The following is a 19,687-nucleotide window of genomic DNA, read 5'->3' on the forward strand; positions in this document are numbered from 1 at the left end:
AGCCTGCTCGCGAAGGTCGTTCGCGAGCAGGCTCGCTCCCACAATAGGGCTTGACCTGCAACAGAGTATCTACAAGGGGATTTATGCTGGCCGGTTAAAGCCCGTAACATTCAGGTCGATAACCCCGTATCGCTCCCAGCACAGAAGATTTTTATGTCATCGAACAATGCCCGCGCAGACTCACTCTCCCTTCTGCTCTTCACTCTGCGCAGCGGCAAGTTGTTGGCGATCAACCTGCTCAAGGTCAGTGAAATCATTCCCTGTCCGCCGCTGACCAAAATGCCCGAGTCCCACCCCAATGTTAAAGGCATCGCCGTGTTGCGCGGCGCGGCACTGTCGGTAATCGACCTGAGCCGTGCCATCGGCGAGCAGCCGCTGCTCGACCCGGATGCTGGTTGCCTGATCGTCACCGATGTCAGCCGCTCCAAACAGGGGCTGCATGTGCAGGCGGTGAGCAAAATCGTGCACTGCCTGAGCACCGATATCCGTCCGCCGCCCTACGGCTCCGGCAAGCGCTCGTATATCACCGGTGTGACCCAGGTCGACGGTGTATTGGTGCAAGTGCTGGATATCGAAAAAGTGATCCACGGCATCGCCCCGGCCAAGGTCGAGGACGCCAGCGACAGCCTCAGTAAAGAAGAGTCAAAACTGCTGGCCAATGCCCGAATTCTGGTGGTGGATGACAGTCAGGTGGCCCTGCAACAGTCGGTCATTACCCTGCGCAACCTGGGCCTGCATTGCCACACCGCACGCAGCGCCAAGGAAGCCATCGAGCGGTTACTGGAGCTGCAAGGCACGCCGGATCAGATCAACGTGCTGGTGTCGGATATCGAAATGTCGGAAATGGATGGCTACGCCTTTACCCGTACCGTGCGCGACACCCCGGACTTTGCCCATCTGTATGTGCTGCTGCACACCTCGCTCAACAGTGCGATGAACAGCGAAAAGGCGCGCCTGGCGGGGGCCAATGCGGTGCTGACCAAGTTCTCTTCACCGGAGCTTACACAGTGCTTGATCCTCGCCGCGCGCACGGTTGCCGAGCAAGGTTACTGAGTAGCATGAGCCAGTATTGCCTGTTGCTGCGCAAAGATTTGCGCCAGCCATTGCCACCGGCCCACTGGCCCCAGGGCTTCACCCTGGTAACGCTCACCGAGGAGCTGCTGCAACCGGTACATGCCCTGATCAGCCTGAGCCATACCGACGGCACCGGCAGCATGCAAACCCTGCAGGACTGGCAACACGGCCTGCAGCATGACCCCGAGTACGATCCCGCACTGTGTTTTGTGATCCTCCTGGAGGGCCAGGCCGTTGCGGTTGCCCAGGCCTGGACCAGCGCCTACCTCAAGGATCTGGCGGTACACCCGCACCACCGGGGCCGGGGCTTGGGCGGCGCACTGCTCAACCATGTCTTTGCCGTTTTCCGCCAGCGCCGTGAGGCTTGTCTGGATCTCAAGGTCATGGAGCACAACCACAACGCCCGGCGCCTGTACGACAAGCACGGCATGACCCTGATCCAGCGCGAGGCGCTTTAGCGCCGGGTTTGCCAGAACTCTTGCGCAAGCGAGCGCAAACCTGCGGCCAGCTCGGCGACATCCCCTGAATGGCGATGGCTCTGTTGCCCGGCATCCACAGTGACGTCACAGGCACTGCGAATCCCGGCGATATTACGGTTGATATCTTCACTGACCACGCTTTGCTCTTCGACCGCCGAGGCGATCTGCACACTCATCTCGGTGATCTTCTGAACTTGTGCACTGATCCCGTCCAGCGCGCAACTGGCCAGTTGGGTCTGATTGACACTGCTCTGAGCGTATTCACTGCTTTGCTGGATGACCTGCACCGCCGCCCGGGCACCTTCTTGCAGAGCGCTGATCATGGCCTGGATTTCACTGGTCGACTGCTGCGTACGCTGGGCCAGACCACGAACCTCATCGGCCACCACGGCAAAGCCGCGGCCCTGATCACCTGCGCGGGCCGCTTCGATAGCGGCGTTGAGCGCCAGCAAATTGGTTTGTTCGGCAATACTGCGGATCACTTCCAGCACCGAGGAAATATCGCTGCTGTGACTTTCCAGGTGATGCACCACCTCGGTGGCTCGCTCCAGCTCCGTCGCCAGGTGCTGCACCGTGCTGCGGCTTTGCGTCACCAGCTGATGGCCTTCACGGGTTTCACTTTGCACCCGATCGGCTGCTTGCGACGCCTGCTGGGCGTTGATCGCTACCTGCGCCACACTCGCCGCCATTTCGTTGATAGCAGTGGCCACCTGATCGGTCTCCAACTGTTGATTCAAGGTGCTGGCATGGCTGCTTTGCAGATGCTGAACCAGTTCGCTGGCGTGCCCGGCCAATCGCTGCGAGGCATCACCGATACGCCCCACCACAGCGCCGACCTGGGCCTCAAGCATATGCAGGGCAAACTCGATCTGGCCGAACTCATCACGGCGCCCGGTATAAATCTGCTGGCTCAACGGATTGTCGCCAACGCCTTTGGCGCGACGGGTCAATGCATGCAAAGGCCGCAGTAACCAGGCAATGGCCAGCGAACTCAACAGACTGCCCAGCAGCCAGATCAACAGCCCGGCCTGTGCGTCAACGCTGGCCAGCCACAGCGTGCCCACGGCTGTAACGGCGCCAAATACGGCACTGACAAACAATGCCAGCCTGCCCCCCAAGCCAAGGCGTAAGCCGGCCGGCAACAGTGGCTTGCGCCCCGAGCGTAGAGCGGCGTAGTGGGCCTCGGCGACCGCGACACGTTCAGGAGTCGGGTGGGTCCGTACGGATTGGTACTCGACGGTCTCGCCATTTTTCATCACCGGCGTGACATAGGCGCTGACCCAATAGTGATCACCGTTTCTGCAACGGTTTTTCACCATCCCCATCCACGAGCGCCCCGCCTTGAGGGTCTGCCACATATGGCTGAAAGCGGCGGGCGGCATGTCGGGATGGCGCAGCAGGTTGTGCGGGGTGCCCAGCAACTCGCTCAGTTCATAACCGCTGACCTCGATAAAGTCAGGGTTGGCGTAGGTGATGGTGCTGTCGAGATCAGTGGTGGAGAGGATGTTGGCGTCGGGGGCAAAATCAACGGATCGGCCGGTAATCGGTAGATTGATTTTCATGACGGGCGCGCTCGGATTATTAGAGAAGAGTCGGCAGGGTCGTCGACTCTAAGCGCACCTATTAAGCAAATACTGATCTGGCGCATGACTAAAGGAGTTAATCAGGCCTGAACAAACACTAATGGCATATTGCCACTTTTTAGGGCATAAAATTAGCGTTTGCCCATGGTTTTGCGGGTGCCATGAGGGGGCGCGTTAGGGGTTTTATCATGACCGCCGAGGCCGCTTTTTTGGTAGTACGCCTTGCCCTGGGACTTGGCCTTGGCAAACTCCGATGGCTTGAACGGAAAAGTGAACGCAGGAATGACCGGTTTTTCCGGGGTATCGAGGTTCTCGGTGCTCACGGCATCAGGAGCGGTCGTTGGTGTAGGAGAAGTCATGAAAGCTCCGATATACGGGAAATAAACAGGCCGGATGGCGCAAGACCGCCCAGTATACCTGCGCACCCTGTATAGGTTGCACTCGCTGGTCGTAAAAATAATCCAACCCGCGGTGAAAACCCGTGACGTAGCAGCTGCCGAAGGAACGAGGCAGCTGCTACAAACCTTAAAGCTGTCAGAAATGTCAGTTAGCCGTCACCGTTATGACCGGGTCCACACGCTATAACCTTTCTATAAGCCCCCCATTCCACGCACACGGCGTCTATCCGGCATGCCCAATAAAACCAAAAAAATCTTGCTGGGCACGCTGCTGATTGCCCTGATGGGTAGCAGCGTCTGGTGGCTCAATCGCCCGGCGCCCGGCAAATCGGCAGGTAGCGCGCCAGTGCCGGTGCGGGTCGTGCAAGTCCTGCAACAGGATGTACCGCGCTATATCAACGGGATTGGCGCCGTACTGTCGCTGCACAGCGTCATCATACGTCCGCAAATCGACGGCATCCTCACGGGTATTCGGGTCAAGGAAGGCCAGACGGTCAAGGCTGGCGACCTGCTGGCTACTCTCGATGACCGCTCGATCAAGGCCAGCCTGGATCAGGCCAGGGCCCAACTGGGACAGAACCAGGCGCAACTGCAGGTCGCATTGGCCGACCTCAAGCGCTATCAGTTGTTGAGCGTGGACAATGGCGTGTCCCGGCAAACCCTCGATCAACAGCAAGCCCTGGTCAATCAGCTCAAGGCTTCGGCACAGGGTGATCAGGCGGCGATTGCCGCGGCACAGGTGCAGTTGTCCTATACGCAAATCCAGTCCCCGGTCAGCGGGCGCGTGGGCATTCGCGCAGTAGATGCGGGTAACTTTCTAAGGGTCAGCGATGCCCAGGGGCTGTTTTCCGTGACCCAGATCGCCCCCATTGCCGTGGAGTTTTCCCTGCCCCAGCAGCACTTGCCCCTGCTCCACGACTTGCTCACGGCCAAACAACCGGCCCGGGTCAAAGCCTTTGTCGGCAATACCGGCAGCAGCGGCACGCAACTGGGCGAGGGCCGCCTTAGCCTGATCGACAATCAGGTCTCGGCAACCACCGGCACAATCAAGGCCAAGGCTCAGTTCGACAATTCCACGCAAAGCTTGTGGCCGGGCCAGTTGGTCAATGTCGAAATCCAGACCGGACTGGACCGCAACGCGCTGGTGGTGCCACCGCAAGTGGTGCAGCGCGGGCTGGATAATTACTTCGTCTACCGGGTCAGCGGCGACAAAGTCGAAACCGTTCCCGTGCAGCTGACTTTTCAGGACACCGAACTGAGCATCATCACCGGCGTCAACCCCGGCGACACACTGGTCAGCGATGGCCAGTCGCGGCTCAAGTCCGGCTCGCGGGTTGAAGTCCTGAGCGGGCCAACGGCTGCCCGGGTGCAGCCATGACCCGCAGCCGCTCGGTGTCCGCCTGGTGTGTCGATCACCCGGTCGCCACGGTATTGCTGACCTTCGCCCTGGTGCTGGTGGGGCTGATTGCCTTTCCCCGGTTACCCGTGGCGCCCTTGCCCGAGGCGGAATTCCCGACCATCCAGGTATCTGCGCAATTGCCCGGCGCCAGCCCGGACACCATGGCGTCTTCGGTGGCAACGCCCCTGGAGGTGCAATTCAGCGCCATCCCCGGCATGACCCAGATGACCTCCAGCAGCGCCCTGGGCTCGACCACCCTGACCCTGCAATTCACCCTCGACAAAAGCATCGACACCGCCGCGCAAGAGGTTCAGGCAGCGATCAACACCGCGTCCGGCAAACTGCCCAAGGACATGCCGACCCTGCCGACCTGGAAGAAGGTCAACCCGGCCGACAGCCCGGTACTGATCCTCAGCATCAGTTCGCTGCAGATGCCAGGCACTGAACTGAGCGATTACGTCGAAACCCTGCTGGCCCGGCAAATCAGCCAGATTGATGGTGTGGGCCTGATCAATATCACCGGTCAGCAACGCCCGGCGATCCGCGTCCAGGCCTCGGCCGACAAGCTGGCGGCCATCGGCCTGACCCTGGCCGATATCCGCCTGGCGATCCAGCAAACCAGCCTCAACCTGGCCAAGGGCGCGCTGTATGGCCCGTCGAGCATTTCTACGCTGTCGACCAACGACCAGTTGTTCGACGCGGATGAATATGGCCAGTTAATCGTCTCGTACAAGGATGGCGCCCCCGTGCAGCTACGGGATGTGGCACGGGTTATCAACGGTTCCGAGAACGACTATGTTCAGGCCTGGTCGGGCCACCAGCCGGGGCTCAACCTGGTGATTTCGCGCCAGCCGGGGGCCAATATCGTCGACACGGTAGACCGCATCCAGGCCGCCCTGCCCGGTCTGCAGGCCATGCTTCCGGCTTCGGTCGAAGTGACGGTGCTGAGCGATCGCACCAAGACCATTCGCGCCTCCCTGCATGAAGTGGAAATCACCCTGCTGATCGCCGTGCTGCTGGTGGTTGCGGTGATGGCGCTGTTTTTGCGCCAGTGGTCGGCCACGCTGATTGTGTCGGCGGTACTCGGCGTGTCGCTGATCGCCAGTTTCGCACTGATGTATGTGCTGGGCTTCAGCCTCAACAACCTGACGCTGGTGGCCATTGTGGTGGCGGTGGGCTTTGTGGTGGACGATGCGATTGTGGTGGTGGAGAACATCCACCGCCATCTGGAAGCCGGAGAAAGCATGCGCGACGCAGCGATTAAGGGCTCCAGCGAGATCGGCTTTACCGTGGTATCCATCAGCGTCTCACTGGTGGCCGCATTTATCCCGCTGCTGTTTATGGGCGGGGTGGTCGGGCGGTTGTTCAAGGAGTTCGCCCTGACCGCGACCTCGACCATCATGATTTCCGTGGTGGTATCGCTGACCCTGGCGCCCACACTGGCCGCGCTGTTTATGCGCACACCGGAACACAAGCCCGATGCCAGGCCGGGCTTTGGCGAGCGCCTGCTGGGCCTCTATGAAAAAGGCCTGAAGCGGGCCCTTGCGCATCAGCGATTGATGCTGGGGATTTTCGCCGTGACCCTGGCCATGGCTATCGCCGGCTATGTGTTGATCCCCAAGGGCTTTTTTCCGGTGCAGGACACCGGCTTTGTACTCGGCACCACCGAGGCGGCATCCGACATTTCATTCCCGGACATGACGCAAAAGCATCTGGCGCTGGCCGAGATCATCGGCAACGACCCGGCCGTGCAGGCGTTCTCCCATGCCGTGGGCGTGACCGGCAGCAACCAGACCATCGCCAACGGCCGCTTCTGGATTGCTCTCAAGGACCGCGGCCAGCGCGACGTGTCGGCCAGCGAATTTATCGACCGCATTCGCCCGCAACTGGCCAAGGTGCCTGGCATCGTGCTGTACCTGCGTGCCGGCCAGGATATCAACCTCAGCTCGGGCCCCAGTCGCAGTCAGTATCAATATGTGCTCAAGAGCAACGATGGTCCGACGCTCACCACCTGGACCCAGCGCCTGACCGAAAAACTGCGCGCCAATCCGGCCTTTCGAGATCTGTCCAACGACCTGCAACTGGGGGGCAGCATCACCCATATCAGCATTGACCGTAATGCGGCGGCGCGCTTTGGCCTGACCGCCACCGATGTCGATGAAGCACTGTACGACGCCTTCGGTCAGCGCCAGGTCAATGAGTTCCAGACCGAGACCAACCAGTACAACGTGATTCTGGAAGTCGACGCGCAGCAGCGTGGCAAGGCCGAAAGCCTCAATTACTTCTACCTGCGCTCGCCGCTGACCGGGGAAATGGTGCCGCTGTCGGCCGTGGCCAGGGTCGATGCGCCCATCAGCGGGCCGTTGTCCATCAGCCATGACGGCATGTTCCCGGCCGCCAACCTGTCGTTCAACCTCGCCCCCGGCGTGGCCCTGGGCGATGCGGTGCTGATGCTCAATCAGGCAAAAAACGACATCGGCATGCCCGGCACCATCAGTGGCAACTTTCAGGGCGCCGCCCAGGCCTTTCAAAGTTCGCTGGCCAGCCAGCCGTGGTTGATCCTCGCGGCGCTGGTGGCGGTGTATATCATTCTGGGGGTGCTGTACGAGAGCTTTGTACACCCGCTGACCATCATCTCCACCCTGCCCTCGGCCGGGCTTGGCGCGCTGCTGATGCTGTGGATATGTGGCCAGGATTTCTCGATCATGGCGCTGATCGGATTGGTGCTGCTGATCGGTATCGTCAAGAAAAACGGCATCCTGATGATCGACTTTGCCCTCGATGCCCAGCGCACCCGTGGCCTGAGCCCCGAAGAGGCCATCTACCAGGCGTGTATCACGCGGTTTCGGCCGATCATCATGACCACTCTCGCCGCGCTGCTCGGCGCCCTGCCGCTGATGCTGGGCTACGGCACCGGCGCCGAACTGCGCCAGCCTCTGGGGATTGCCGTTGTCGGCGGGCTGCTGGTGAGCCAGGCGCTGACGCTGTTTACCACGCCGGTCATATACTTGTGGCTTGAACGACTGTTCCATCGTTCCAAACCCGTCAGCTTGCTGGCGACGAATCACTGAGGCGGGTCATGCGCGTTCTGATTATTGAAGATGAAGAAAAAACCGCCGACTACCTGCACCGCGGCCTGACCGAGCAGGGTTACACAGTGGATGTGGCCCGCGACGGCATCGAAGGTCTGCACCTGGCAATGGAGAGCGATTACGCCGTGATCGTGCTCGATGTGATGCTGCCTGGCCTCGATGGCTTTGGCGTACTGCGGGCCTTGCGCGCGCGCAAGCAAACCCCGGTGATCATGCTCACCGCCCGCGAACGGGTGGAAGACCGCATACGCGGTTTGCGCGAAGGCGCCGACGATTACCTGGGCAAACCGTTCTCGTTCCTGGAGCTGGTCGCCCGCCTGCAAGCCCTGACCCGCCGCAGCGGCGGTCACGAACCGGTGCAAGTGACCGTCGACGACCTGTGGATAGATCTGATCAGCCGCAAGGCCAGCCGCGCCGGAGCCCGCCTGGACCTGACCGCCAAGGAGTTTTCATTGCTCAGCGTGCTGGCCCGTCGTCAGGGCGAGATACTGTCCAAGACCGCCATTGCCGAGATGGTCTGGGACATCAATTTCGACAGTGACGCCAACGTGGTCGAAGTGGCGATCAAGCGCTTGCGCGCCAAACTCGACGGGCCATTCGAACACAAGCTGCTGCACACCATTCGCGGCATGGGCTACGTGCTGGAGCGGCGCAGTGTTTAAGCGCCCCGCCGCCCTGAACTCCATCGCCATGCGCCTGAGCGCAATGTTCGCCCTGGTGGCGTTGCTGGTGTTTGTGCTGATTGGTGGAGCGCTGTACCAGCAGGTCGACAAAAGTATCGGCCGCCTGCCTGAAGCGGAGCTGGATGCCCGCTACAGCGTGCTTGAGTCATCGATCAACCGCTACGGCAACGCCGAGCACTGGGCCAAGATGAGCACCAAGCTCAAGCTGCTCAGCGAAGAGGACAAACGCATCCGGTTTTGGGCGATCAGTTCAGACCCGGCCTATGAGTACGGCAACCCCGAGGCAGCCGTGCGCAAATTTGCCCAAGGACCCGTGGGCGTGCGGGACTTGCGCCTGCCCGGCCAGGCCTACCCGTTCAAAGTATTGATCAGCGAAATTCCAGCCAAAGAGCAGCGTCCGGCGCTGCGCTTTTTGATTGCCATCGATACCCAGACCTTTCGCCAGACCCAGCATCACTTGCTGCTTGCCCTGATAAGTCTGGCAACGATTGGCGTACTGCTGGCCTCATTGCTCGGCTATTGGGTGGCGCACATCGGCCTCAAGCCGCTGATCAAGCTGTCTGAAGAAGCGCAAAAGCTGGCTCCACCGCGCCTGTCGGGGCGTTTGCACCTGGCACCGCTGGCTCCGGAGCTGGACCAACTGGTCAGTGCCTTCAATTCGACCCTGGACCGCGTCGAGCAGGCCTGGACCCGGCTGGAGTCATTCAATGCGGATGTGGCCCATGAACTGCGTTCGCCGCTGACCAATCTGATTGGCCAGACCCAGGTGGCGCTGACGCGGGGGCGTTCGGCCGAGCATTACTTTGAAGTGCTGCAGTCGAACCTCGAAGAGCTTGAGCGCCTGCGCAGCATCATCAACGACATGCTGTTCCTGGCCAGCGCCGATCAGGGCAGCAAGGCCAGCAAGCTGTCGAGCGCCTCCCTGGCTGATGAAGTGGCGACCACCCTGGAGTATCTGGAGTTTATTCTTGAAGACGCCCGGGTTGTGGTGCGGGTCAGCGGCGATGCCCGGGTCAATATCGAAAAACCCCACCTGCGCCGGGCGCTGATCAACTTGCTGAACAATGCCGTGCAGCACACCGAAGCCGGGCAAACGATCGAGGTGTCGATCGAGCAGAATTCCGGGCGGGCCATAATCAGCATCAGCAACCCCGGCCTACCGATTGCCGCAGAACACTTGCCGCGCTTGTTCGAGCGTTTCTACCGGGTGGACGCGGCCCGCCACAACAGCGGTGCCAACCACGGGCTGGGGTTGGCCATCGTCAAGGCGATTGCACAGATGCATGGCGGCGAGGTGTTTGTGCACAGCGACGGCGGGCGCAATACATTCGGGTTGGATCTGCCCGCTTGACCTGTAGCACTGTAGATACTCTGTTGCAGGTCAAGCCCTATTGTGGGAGCGAGCAGGCTCGCTCCCACAGTTGCAGTTTTCCTGTAGCTGCCGAGGCTCTAGTCCACGGCCCTCGCATTTGTTACTCAAAACGCAAAAGTCCTTGTCTAAAACAAGGCTTTTTCGCCCCTGCCTGGCGCTATAGATTTAACCCATCACACAGCACTTGCTAAGCAAGAAGGTCTTTGAAATGTCCAGCAGTATGGGTATGGCTAGCGTTTTCGTTTTGTCGTCTTTGTTGTTGTCGCCTTTGGCCATGGCGGAAGAGTCCCCTGCATTCGTCGCACAAAATGCGGCCCGCGCGGCATCGTTTGAACAGCATCAGGCAGAGCTGACAGCACGCCATCAAAACGACGCAAAACCGCAGCCTACACAGGCAAAAGCCAGTGTTTCCGATCAAGCCAAAGACAGCTGATTGCTCACTCGCAGACTTCCCGACCCAGTCGGTCATCTGTCACACATGTGACTGACTGTTTCAAAAGCCGCTATCATAGCGGCTTTTTTTTGTTTTAAAAAAAGCGCTGCCAACACTGGGAGCCCTTCGAACAAGAACAGAATTTGCAAAGAAAATAAAAACTGCCGCCACTTTCAAGGAGCAACAAACTGGTGAAGTACTCACACAAACTCAGTCCGTTATTCATTGCCCTGGCTGCAACGATCCCCACCTACGCCCACGCCGACGAAGACTCAACCAAAGACGGTTTTATCGAAGGTTCCAGCCTTAAGATCCACGCCCGCAATTACTATATGAACCACGATATCCGCAGCCCCCATGCTGATGACAGCAAGGAATGGGGCCAGGGTTTTGTCGGCAAGCTCGAATCGGGCTTCACCCAGGGTACGGTAGGTTTCGGCCTGGATGCCTACGCCTTGCTCGGGCTCAAGCTCGATGGCGGTGGTGGCACCGATGGCAGCAGCATCCTGCCAGTCAGTGATGGCAGCGGCAAAGCGCCTACCGCCTTTTCGTCTGCCGGTGCCGCACTGAAAATCCGCGCCTTTGATACCGAGCTCAAAGCCGGTGATATGTTCCTCACCAATCCGGTAATAGCCGGCGGTGAAACCCGCATGTTGCCGCAGACCTTTCGCGGTGTCAGCCTGACCAACACCAGCTTCGAAGGCTGGATGTTCGAAGGCGGCCAGGTCAGTTTTGAAAAACCTTACAACCAGAGTGGCATGCGCCGCCTGACCACCACCTACGGTGACCTGGGCGATCAAAGCAGCAAGCACATCACCTGGGCCGGCGCGTCCTGGAGCGGCGTGCCAGAAATCACCAGCAACCTCTACGCCGCCCAGTTGCAGGATATCTGGAACCAGTACTACTACGACTTTGACTACACCTGGGAGATGAGCGAGGGCATCACCCTCAACCCCGGCCTGCACTACTATCACACCCAGGACACCGGCAAGGCCCTGCTGGGCGATATCGACAACAACACCTTCAGCCTGCACCTGGCCCTCGGCATTGACGGCCACAAGGTGACCGCGGTGTACCAGCGGGTCAATGGCAACACGCCTTTCGACTATATCTATCAGGGCGACAGCGTTTACCTGGACAACTCGCAGCAATATTCGGACTTCAACGGCCCGAACGAGCGTTCCTGGAAGCTGCAATATGAGTATGACTTTGCCGGCCTCGGAATCGCCGGCCTGACCGCCAGTGCGTCGTATTCACGGGGTGAGCTGGACCTGACCAAGGCCGACCCCGACAGCATCGGCTACAGCAACTGGTACAACCCGGAAGGCAAGAACGCCCATCACTGGGAACGCGACCTGGGCCTCAAGTACGTGATCCAGGAAGGCAAGGCCAAGGATCTGGCAGTGACCCTGCGCTGGGCCACCAACCGCGGCAACACGGCCTACCAGAGCGTGGACAGCGATGTGGATGAGTATCGGGTGATCATCGACTATCCTATTGATGTGTTTTAATCCATGAACAAAGGGCCAGCGTAAAGCTGGCCTTTTCATATGATTGCGTTCATTTTATGGGGCCGAACCCAGGGCGACAATGAGCATGGCCATCAAGCATATCTTGCGCAGTAACGTGCTGACCCTACGCCTGCTGATCGGCGCCACAAGCGTTTCAATCATTGCCATTCTGAGCATCGTCAGCTTCCTGCTGGTACGCGAACACCGCACCGCAGAACTGGCCGCCATCCGCACTTCCCTCAATATCGTGCAGTTGGTCGGGCGTGACGTTCAAAACACGGTAAATCTCTACGACTCAGCGCTCAACGCACTGATCGACGTATCTAAACGCAGCGACCTGAACAGTGTCTCCCTGCCGCTGAAACATATGCTGTTGTTCGATAAAGCCGAACAGACCCCGGCCAATGGCGGCTTTTACCTGCTCAATGCCCAAGGCGACCTGGTCGCCGACTCACGCACTGAAGTCAGCCCCAAAGAAAACTTCAGCCACTGGCCAAGCTTTGTGGAACACCGTGACTCGAACAGCCCCAACCTGTTTATCTCCCACCCTTTTGACTCAGCTGAAAACGATGGCATTTGCTGCATCAGCTTCAGCCGGCGGATTTCCGGGCCTGACGGCAGGTTTCTCGGCGTCGCGGTGGCGCAGATGAAGCTGGATTATTTCAAGACCCTGTTCCAGAGGCTCGACCTGGAACCCCATGGGTTTATCCGTCTGATCAGTACCGATGGCACGCCACTGACCCAGCATCCGGAACCGGCATCCGCCGACGCGCACACCAACCTGAGCAACAACCCCGTGTTTGTCCGCTTTCTGCAAGAACACAGAGGCAGTTTTATCGCCCTCTCCAGCATTGATGGCGATGAGCGGCTGTACAATTTTTCCGAGGTCGGTGACCTGCCGTTGATTGTGGTGGTCTCACTGGCCACTGAGGATGTGTTCAGCGCCTGGAGGCGTAACGCCATTTTGGTCGGTATCGGTACGCTCATGTTATGTAGCGCCCTGCTTGTCCTCACCTGGTTGCTGGGCCGTGAATTGCATTTGCGTCAACGCGCCGAGCGCCAGCTCGAAGCGCTGGCAACCACCGACCCGCTGACCGGGCTGGCCAACCGCCGCAAGCTGGACCAGACCCTGGAACAGGAATGGCGGCGGGCGCAGCGCTCAGGCAAGCCGCTGTCGCTGATCATGTTTGACATTGACCATTTCAAGAATTTCAACGACACCTATGGCCATCAGGACGGTGACGAGGCCTTAAAACGTGTGGCACGGACTATCCAGCAGTGCATGCACCGCTCCACCGATCTGGCGGCCCGTTATGGTGGCGAAGAGTTTGCAGTGGTGCTGAGCGATACCGATGCCAGTGGCGCGTACAACCTGGCACAGAGCATCCGCCAGGCCGTCGAACAACTGGAACCGTTGACGCCCTCCCATCGCCGGCTCACCACCAGCATGGGGGTCAGTACCCGCCAGGTTAAACCGGGCGACCAGCTAGCAGGCTTGATCAACAGCGCCGATCAGGCCCTGTATCAGGCCAAGAAGGCCGGGCGCAATTGCGTAATCAGTGCAGCAGAGTTGTCCTGAGTGAGTGCCAGCCTTGAATGAAAGGCCCGCTGTACATGGTTTTTTCTTCAGAGGGTCAAGCCATTAAATATCATCTGCGCACACCGGTTATCACCCGCCGCATGCTGGTCTGGGCCAGCGCCTTGTCGGTGGTTGCGATTGTGAACATCGTCGGCTACCTGCTGGTCAGGGAATACCGCAATACCGAAGATGATGCGGCTCGCTCTGCCTTGAATATCGTGCAGCTGATCAGCCGTGATATCCGCAATACCATTTCCACCTATGACTCGGCGCTCAACAGCCTGGTCAGCCTGGTGCAAAGCCAGGCGCTGGCCTCGCTTTCGCCGCAGACACAACAACCCCTGCTTTTCGACAGAGCGGCCGAGGCGCCGTCCAATGCCGGTTTTTTTGTGCTGGATGCCGACGGCAAGGTGATTGCCGGCTCACGCCCGGTCGAGCCCCTACTCAACAACGCTCGCCAACAGTCCTGGTTCAAGGTTCATCTCAAGGGGCAAACTGAAGGCATCTTTATCAGCCGCCCCTTGCCTGCCAGCGATGCCCCCAATGACTGGAGCCTGGTACTCAGCCGCAGGATCACTACCCCGGACGGCAGGTTTGGCGGCGTCGCCGTGGCCCTGATGAAGATGAGCTACTTCCAGAACCTGTTTCGCGGCCTGGACCTGGGCCCGAAGGGTAATATCAGCCTGGTCAGCAGCGAAGGCATCATGCTGATCCAGTACCCGGCCACCACCATGTTCTATACCGGCCAGGACCTGGGGCACACGCCGATCTTCCTGCGTTTTCTGACCGAGCGCCACGGCAGCTTTACCGCCGTGTCCGGTATCTATCACCTGCAGCGCCTCTACAACTTCGCCCAGATCAGCGAGTTACCCTTGCTGGTGGTGGTGGCTTTGTCCACCGAGCATATATTCAGCAACTGGCGACACACGGCCCTGTTGATCGGCAGCGCAACCCTGCTGCTGTGCCTGGGCCTGCTGTGGCTGACCTGGCTGCTGGTACGCGAATTGCGCCTGCGCCAGCGCGCCGAAGGCGAACTCGCGGCCCTGGCCGCCACCGACCCGCTGACCGGACTGGCCAACCGGCGCATGCTGGACAAGACCCTGGATCTGGAATGGCGCCGCGCACAACGTACAGGCGCGCCGCTGTCACTGATCATGATTGATATCGACCACTTCAAGCCCTTCAACGATGCTTATGGTCATCAGGCAGGGGATGAGGCCCTGCGCCAGGTCGCCCGGGTCATCAAGGCCAATGTGCGACGCCCCGCCGACCTGGTGGCCCGCTACGGCGGTGAAGAGTTCGCGGTGGTGCTGACCGAAACCGACGCGGCAGGCACGCGCCTGCTGGCAGAAAAAATTCGCGCCGCGGTTGAGCAAATGGAGCCGGTCGACCCCACCACCAAAAAGCTCACTGTGAGCCTGGGCGCCTGCACCCGCTACGCCAAACCCGGCGACGACCGGGAAGAACTGCTCAGCACTGCCGACAAAGCGCTTTATCAGGCCAAAAAACGCGGGCGCAATCGGGTGATGGATATCAATGAAACCGGCCTGAATGCGCTGAAACCTAAAAACGAAACATAAAAAAAGGCCACCCGAGGGTGGCCTTCAAAAACTAGAGAAAGAAGTTTTACTTAAACTGCCGCAACCGGACGCATATACGAAATCGGTGCAGTGCTGGCATCTTCAAAGGTCACGACTTCCCACGCATCGGTCTGTTCAAGCAGCTTGCGAATCAGCTGGTTGTTCAGTGCATGGCCAGACTTGAAGCCCTTGAATTCACCGATCAGGCTATTGCCCAACAGGTAAAGGTCGCCAATTGCATCGAGGATCTTGTGCTTCACGAATTCGTCTTCATAGCGAAGGCCGTCTTCGTTCAGTACACCATCCGCGTCGACCACGATGGCGTTTTCCACGCTACCGCCGAGTGCGAGGTTGTGCTTGCGCAGGTACTCGATATCACTCATGAAACCAAAGGTACGCGCGCGGCTGACTTCTTTTACAAACGAAGTGCTGGAAAAATCCACGGTTGCACTTTGGGTGCGGTTACGGAAAACCGGGTGATCGAAATCGATCTCGAAGCTCACCTTGAAGCCTTCGAAAGGGACGAAAGTGGCGCGCTTGTCGCCATCTTCCACTGTCACTTCACGCAGGATGCGGATGAACTTCTTCGGCGCGTCCTGTTCTTCCAGGCCGGCAGATTGAATCAAGAACACGAAAGGTCCGGCGCTACCGTCCATAATCGGGACTTCAGACGCGGAGAGTTCGACGTAGGCGTTATCGATCCCCAGGCCAGCCATGGCCGAGAGCAGGTGCTCTACCGTGTCTACTTTTACATCGCCGTTGACCAGCGTGGTCGACATCGTCGTCTCGCCGACGTTTTCCGCGCGCGCAGGGATCTGCACAACAGGGTCAAGGTCTGCACGACAAAACACGATGCCGGTGTCCACAGGCGCAGGCTTGAGGGTCAGGTAGACCTTCTCACCGGAGTGCAGGCCGACACCTGTGGCACGGATAATATTTTTCAGGGTGCGTTGTTTAATCATGGCATTGGCCGCTTCAGCGCAAATTGCGAACTGGTATCAACAAAGGCTGGCGATAATAGCAGACCGAGCCTTTGCTGAACACCAATCACCTTAATACCCCTGATTGATTTCATTAATCAGCCTGGCGACGCAGGAAAGCCGGGATGTCCAGGTAATCCAGATCATCTTGCGGATTGAGCTTGGCAGCAGTCGTCGCGCCTTGCTGGGCCTGGTTGCGCATCACGGTCGGGCGATCCAGATCACGGTAGTTGACCACCGGTTGTTCCTGACGCTCGGTACGGGTTTCCTGACGAACAGGGGCGCTGTGTGCTGCCGAAGCTGCGTACGAAGCCTGCAGGGTGTTGTCGACAACCTTGACCGGCTTCTCGATTTTTGCACCCAGACCGGTAGCAACCACGGTGACATGCAGCTCGTCACGCATGTCCGGATCGATAACAGTACCGACCTTGACCATTGCGTGTTCCGAAGCGAAGGCTTCGATGATGCTGCCCACGTCGGAGTACTCACCCAGGGACAGGTCAGGGCCGGCGGTGATGTTTACCAGGATGCCGCGAGCGCCTTCCAGGTTCACGTCTTCGAGCAATGGGTTGCGAATGGCCGCTTCGGTGGCCTCACGTGCACGGTTCGGACCGCTGGCGCAGCCAGTGCCCATCATCGCCATGCCCATTTCGCTCATCACGGTGCGTACGTCGGCAAAGTCGACGTTGATCATGCCCGGACGCTTGATGATGTCGGAGATACCGCGAACGGCACCGGCCAGTACGTCATCGGCCTTGGCGAACGCAGACAGCAGGCTTGCGTCTTTACCCAGGATGGTGAGCAGTTTTTCGTTCGGAATCGTAATCAACGAATCGACGCTTTCGGACAGCAGACGAATACCTTCGTCGGCGATCTGCATGCGCTTGCGACCTTCGAACGGGAACGGACGGGTCACCACCGCAACGGTGAGGATGCCCATTTCCTTGGCCACTTCAGCAATGATCGGCGCAGCACCGGTACCGGTACCACCGCCCATGCCCGTGGTGATGAACACCATGTTGGTGCCCTGCAACACTTCAGCGATACGCTCGCGGTCTTCCAGGGCAGCCTGACGACCGACCTCAGGGTTCGCGCCGGCACCCAGGCCCTTGGTCACGCCAGTGCCCAGTTGCAGGATGGTACGCGCACCAATGCTTTTGAGCGCTTGTGCGTCTGTGTTGGCGCAGATGAATTCCACGCCTTCGATGTTGCTCTTAACCATGTGGTTAACAGCATTGCCACCGCCACCACCAACACCGATAACTTTGATTACCGGGCTTTGCGGGATGTTGTCTACGAGTTCGAACATGGTCCCTCTCCTTTCATTTCTCTAGTTTTTTTCGCCTACTTCTACCGCTTTGAATCTGTTTACAGCTCAAGCTTTAAAAGTTGCCCTGTACCCAGCGCTTGAGGCGCTCAAGCACAGGGGCTTTTTGTTCGTCACTGCTGTAGTTGTCGCGGTTGCTGATACCCGATATCGAAATACCGTCTGACTGCTTTTGCAGCCCGTACAACAACAAGCCCACAGCGGTGGAATAAATCGGATTGCGCACAACGTCGGTGAGGCCCTTGAAACTGTGCGGCACACCCAGACGGACCGGCATGTGGAAGATCTCTTCGGCCAGTTCGACCGCGCCTTCCATCTTTGAAGTACCACCGGTCAACACGATGCCCGCCGGAATCAGGTCTTCGTAACCGCTGCGACGCAGCTCGGCCTGAATCAGGGTGAACAGCTCGTCGTAACGCGGCTCGACCACTTCGGCCAGGGCCTGACGGGACAGTTCACGGGGTGGGCGATCGCCCACGCTTGGCACCTTGATGGTTTCGCCGGCACCGGCCAGTTTGGCCAGTGCACAGGCGTAACGAATCTTGATTTCTTCGGCATATTGCGTTGGTGTACGCAGCGCCATGGCGATGTCGTTGGTCACCTGGTCACCGGCAATCGGGATCACTGCCGTATGGCGAATCGCACCTTCGGTGAAGATCGCGATGTCGGTGGTGCCGCCGCCGATATCAACCAAGCAAACGCCCAGTTCCTTTTCATCATCGGTCAGTACCGAGTAAGCCGATGCCAACTGCTCAAGGATGATGTCGTCCACCTCAAGGCCACAGCGGCGTACACACTTCTCGATGTTTTGCGCGGCATTCACGGCGCAGGTCACGACGTGAACCTTGGCTTCAAGACGTACGCCCGACATGCCCAGTGGCTCACGTACGCCTTCCTGGTTATCGATCACATAGTCCTGCGCCAGGGTGTGCAGCACACGCTGGTCAGCCGGGATCGCGACAGCCTGGGCGGCGTCGAGGACGCGCTCAAGGTCGGCGGTGCTGACTTCACGATCACGAATCGCCACGATGCCGTGGGAATTCAGGCTGCGGATGTGATTGCCGGCCACGCCGACAAATGCCGAGTGAATCCGGCAACCGGCCATCAGCTGCGCTTCTTCGATGGCGCGCTGGATCGATTGCACGGTGGACTCGATGTTCACCACCACGCCTTTCTTCAGGCCACGGGACGGGTGCGTGCCAATACCGACGATTTCGATCGTGCCGTCTTCACCGACCTCGCCTACCAGCGCAACCACCTTGGAGGTGCCGATATCGAGGCCGACGATCATTTTGCCGCTTTGCACATTTGCCATGGGTCCTGCCTCTTCTTAATTCTTCGCGACAGCGGGTTGGGCTATCGTGGGTGCCACAGGTTCCCGCCAGCCGACGGCCAATCCGTTGGCATAACGCAAATCGATGCGCGCTATGTTTGTAATCTGTTCTTTCAGCGTTTTTTCATAGATGGCTATGAAGCGACGCATTTTTTCTACCAGATGATCGCGCCCCAACAACAGCTCGATCCCGGGCCCTGCACTACCGGCTCCAGTGGTCAGGAACCAGCTACCGCGCTCACGCAACTCCAGCCGGGCTATGGAAAAGCCCATCGGACGCAGCATCTGGCTCAACACCTGATACTGCTGCATCACCTGCTGCTGAGCCCGTTGTGGACCAAACAGCTGCGGCAAATGTTCGTAATTGGCCAGCTCACGCGGGGTGAACGCCTGGCCCTGGTTGTTCAACAGTGCCTCATCCCCCCAGCGCGCAACCGGCAGTTGCTCTTCAAGGCGAATCACCACCTGGTCGGGCCACACGCGACGGACTTCGGCGTGGGCGATCCAGGGCATCTGCTCGAGCTCGGTGCGCATGCCTTCCAGGTCTACGGTGAAGAAGCTCGCTGCCACATAAGGGGCAATGCGCTGCTGCACGGCTTGCTGGCTGATATAGGTCAAATCGCCCTGCACGTTGATATTGGTGATCGGGCGGTCGGCATAGGGCATCAGGCGCTGCGCACCTTCATAGGTGCCATAACCCAACGCCACCAGCAGCACCGGCCAGAACAACGCTTTCAAAAAGCCGAAATTGGCTTTTGGCAAACGCACCGACATCGGCTCTTTCGCCACCATCCGGCTGGCGCCACGCGGCACCGGCTTGCGGCCGGGAGCGGGTGGTTGATGACGAAGCGATGCACCTTGCAT

General features: G+C 59.3%; 16 protein-coding genes and 1 pseudogene. 10 read left to right on the plus strand and 7 right to left on the minus strand.

The window, feature by feature from the left end; translation table 11 throughout:
• Nucleotides 1–153: 153 nt before the first annotated feature.
• Complete coding sequence (locus QN377_RS12680) at nt 154–1,053, plus strand: chemotaxis protein (RefSeq protein WP_095001521.1); 900 nt, start codon at nt 154–156, stop codon at nt 1,051–1,053.
• A 5-nt stretch (nt 1,054–1,058) separates the two neighbouring features.
• A complete protein-coding gene (locus QN377_RS12685; RefSeq protein ID WP_095001522.1) occupies nt 1,059–1,532 on the plus strand; it encodes a GNAT family N-acetyltransferase in 474 nt (157 codons plus the stop codon).
• On the opposite strand, the gene QN377_RS12690 is transcribed toward QN377_RS12685, so the two are convergent.
• The 3 genes and pseudogenes from QN377_RS12690 to QN377_RS12695 all read right to left on the minus strand — a co-directional run bounded on the left by QN377_RS12690 (nt 1,529) and on the right by QN377_RS12695 (nt 3,495).
• Nucleotides 1,529–2,575 carry a methyl-accepting chemotaxis protein gene (locus tag QN377_RS12690; RefSeq protein WP_370688595.1) on the minus strand — a complete coding sequence of 349 codons (1,047 nt, stop codon included), beginning with the start codon at nt 2,573–2,575 and terminating at the stop codon, nt 1,529–1,531. The two genes, QN377_RS12685 and QN377_RS12690, sit on opposite strands and share 4 nt — an antisense overlap.
• Nucleotides 2,576–2,833: 258 nt before the next feature.
• A pseudogene (locus QN377_RS22865) lies at nt 2,834–3,115 on the minus strand (PAS domain-containing protein); the annotation flags it as partial.
• 152 nt (nt 3,116–3,267) lie between these two features.
• A complete protein-coding gene (locus tag QN377_RS12695) occupies nt 3,268–3,495 on the minus strand; it encodes a hypothetical protein (protein WP_095001524.1) in 228 nt (75 codons plus the stop codon).
• 271 nt (nt 3,496–3,766) lie between these two features.
• Between QN377_RS12695 and QN377_RS12700 the strand changes: the two genes are divergently transcribed.
• The 8 genes from QN377_RS12700 to QN377_RS12735 all read left to right on the plus strand — a co-directional run bounded on the left by QN377_RS12700 (nt 3,767) and on the right by QN377_RS12735 (nt 15,183).
• Nucleotides 3,767–4,912: an efflux RND transporter periplasmic adaptor subunit gene (locus tag QN377_RS12700; RefSeq protein WP_095018301.1), complete on the plus strand. Its 1,146-nt coding sequence runs from the start codon at nt 3,767–3,769 to the stop codon at nt 4,910–4,912.
• A complete protein-coding gene (locus QN377_RS12705; RefSeq protein WP_095018300.1) occupies nt 4,909–8,004 on the plus strand; it encodes a multidrug efflux RND transporter permease subunit in 3,096 nt (1,031 codons plus the stop codon). Before QN377_RS12700 ends, QN377_RS12705 begins: the two co-directional genes overlap by 4 nt.
• Before the next feature lie 8 nt (nt 8,005–8,012).
• On the plus strand, nt 8,013–8,687 hold the full coding sequence (locus QN377_RS12710) for a heavy metal response regulator transcription factor (RefSeq protein ID WP_095001527.1): 675 nt from the start codon (nt 8,013–8,015) through the stop codon (nt 8,685–8,687).
• A 28-nt stretch (nt 8,688–8,715) separates the two neighbouring features.
• A complete protein-coding gene (locus QN377_RS12715; RefSeq protein WP_095018366.1) occupies nt 8,716–10,059 on the plus strand; it encodes a heavy metal sensor histidine kinase in 1,344 nt (447 codons plus the stop codon).
• 229 nt (nt 10,060–10,288) lie between these two features.
• The gene (locus tag QN377_RS12720; protein ID WP_095001528.1) at nt 10,289–10,513 is read left to right on the plus strand and encodes a hypothetical protein; all 225 of its coding nucleotides are present in this window, start codon (nt 10,289–10,291) and stop codon (nt 10,511–10,513) included.
• A 191-nt stretch (nt 10,514–10,704) separates the two neighbouring features.
• On the plus strand, nt 10,705–12,024 hold the full coding sequence (locus QN377_RS12725; RefSeq protein WP_095018299.1) for an OprD family porin: 1,320 nt from the start codon (nt 10,705–10,707) through the stop codon (nt 12,022–12,024).
• An 85-nt stretch (nt 12,025–12,109) separates the two neighbouring features.
• Nucleotides 12,110–13,603: a GGDEF domain-containing protein gene (locus tag QN377_RS12730; protein WP_095018298.1), complete on the plus strand. Its 1,494-nt coding sequence runs from the start codon at nt 12,110–12,112 to the stop codon at nt 13,601–13,603.
• A 35-nt stretch (nt 13,604–13,638) separates the two neighbouring features.
• A complete protein-coding gene (locus tag QN377_RS12735) occupies nt 13,639–15,183 on the plus strand; it encodes a sensor domain-containing diguanylate cyclase (RefSeq protein ID WP_306109649.1) in 1,545 nt (514 codons plus the stop codon).
• A gap of 50 nt (nt 15,184–15,233) precedes the next feature.
• Here QN377_RS12735 and lpxC read toward each other — a convergent pair whose 3' ends face one another.
• From lpxC to QN377_RS12755, 4 genes are all read right to left on the minus strand, one after another.
• On the minus strand, nt 15,234–16,145 hold the full coding sequence (gene lpxC / locus QN377_RS12740) for a UDP-3-O-acyl-N-acetylglucosamine deacetylase (RefSeq protein WP_019823785.1): 912 nt from the start codon (nt 16,143–16,145) through the stop codon (nt 15,234–15,236).
• Between the two features lie 112 nt (nt 16,146–16,257).
• Nucleotides 16,258–17,472 (minus strand): cell division protein FtsZ, encoded by a 1,215-nt coding sequence (ftsZ, locus tag QN377_RS12745; RefSeq protein WP_095001531.1) that lies wholly within the window; start codon nt 17,470–17,472, stop codon nt 16,258–16,260.
• Nucleotides 17,473–17,545: 73 nt separating this feature from the next.
• Nucleotides 17,546–18,805, minus strand: a complete 1,260-nt coding sequence (gene ftsA / locus QN377_RS12750; RefSeq protein ID WP_016779533.1) for a cell division protein FtsA — start codon at nt 18,803–18,805, stop codon at nt 17,546–17,548.
• Between the two features lie 15 nt (nt 18,806–18,820).
• The gene (locus QN377_RS12755) at nt 18,821–19,687 is read right to left on the minus strand and encodes a cell division protein FtsQ/DivIB (protein ID WP_095001532.1); all 867 of its coding nucleotides are present in this window, start codon (nt 19,685–19,687) and stop codon (nt 18,821–18,823) included.

This window comes from Pseudomonas sp. CCC4.1, assembly GCF_035019225.1.
Taxonomy (GTDB): Bacteria; Pseudomonadota; Gammaproteobacteria; order Pseudomonadales; family Pseudomonadaceae; genus Aquipseudomonas; species Aquipseudomonas bubulae.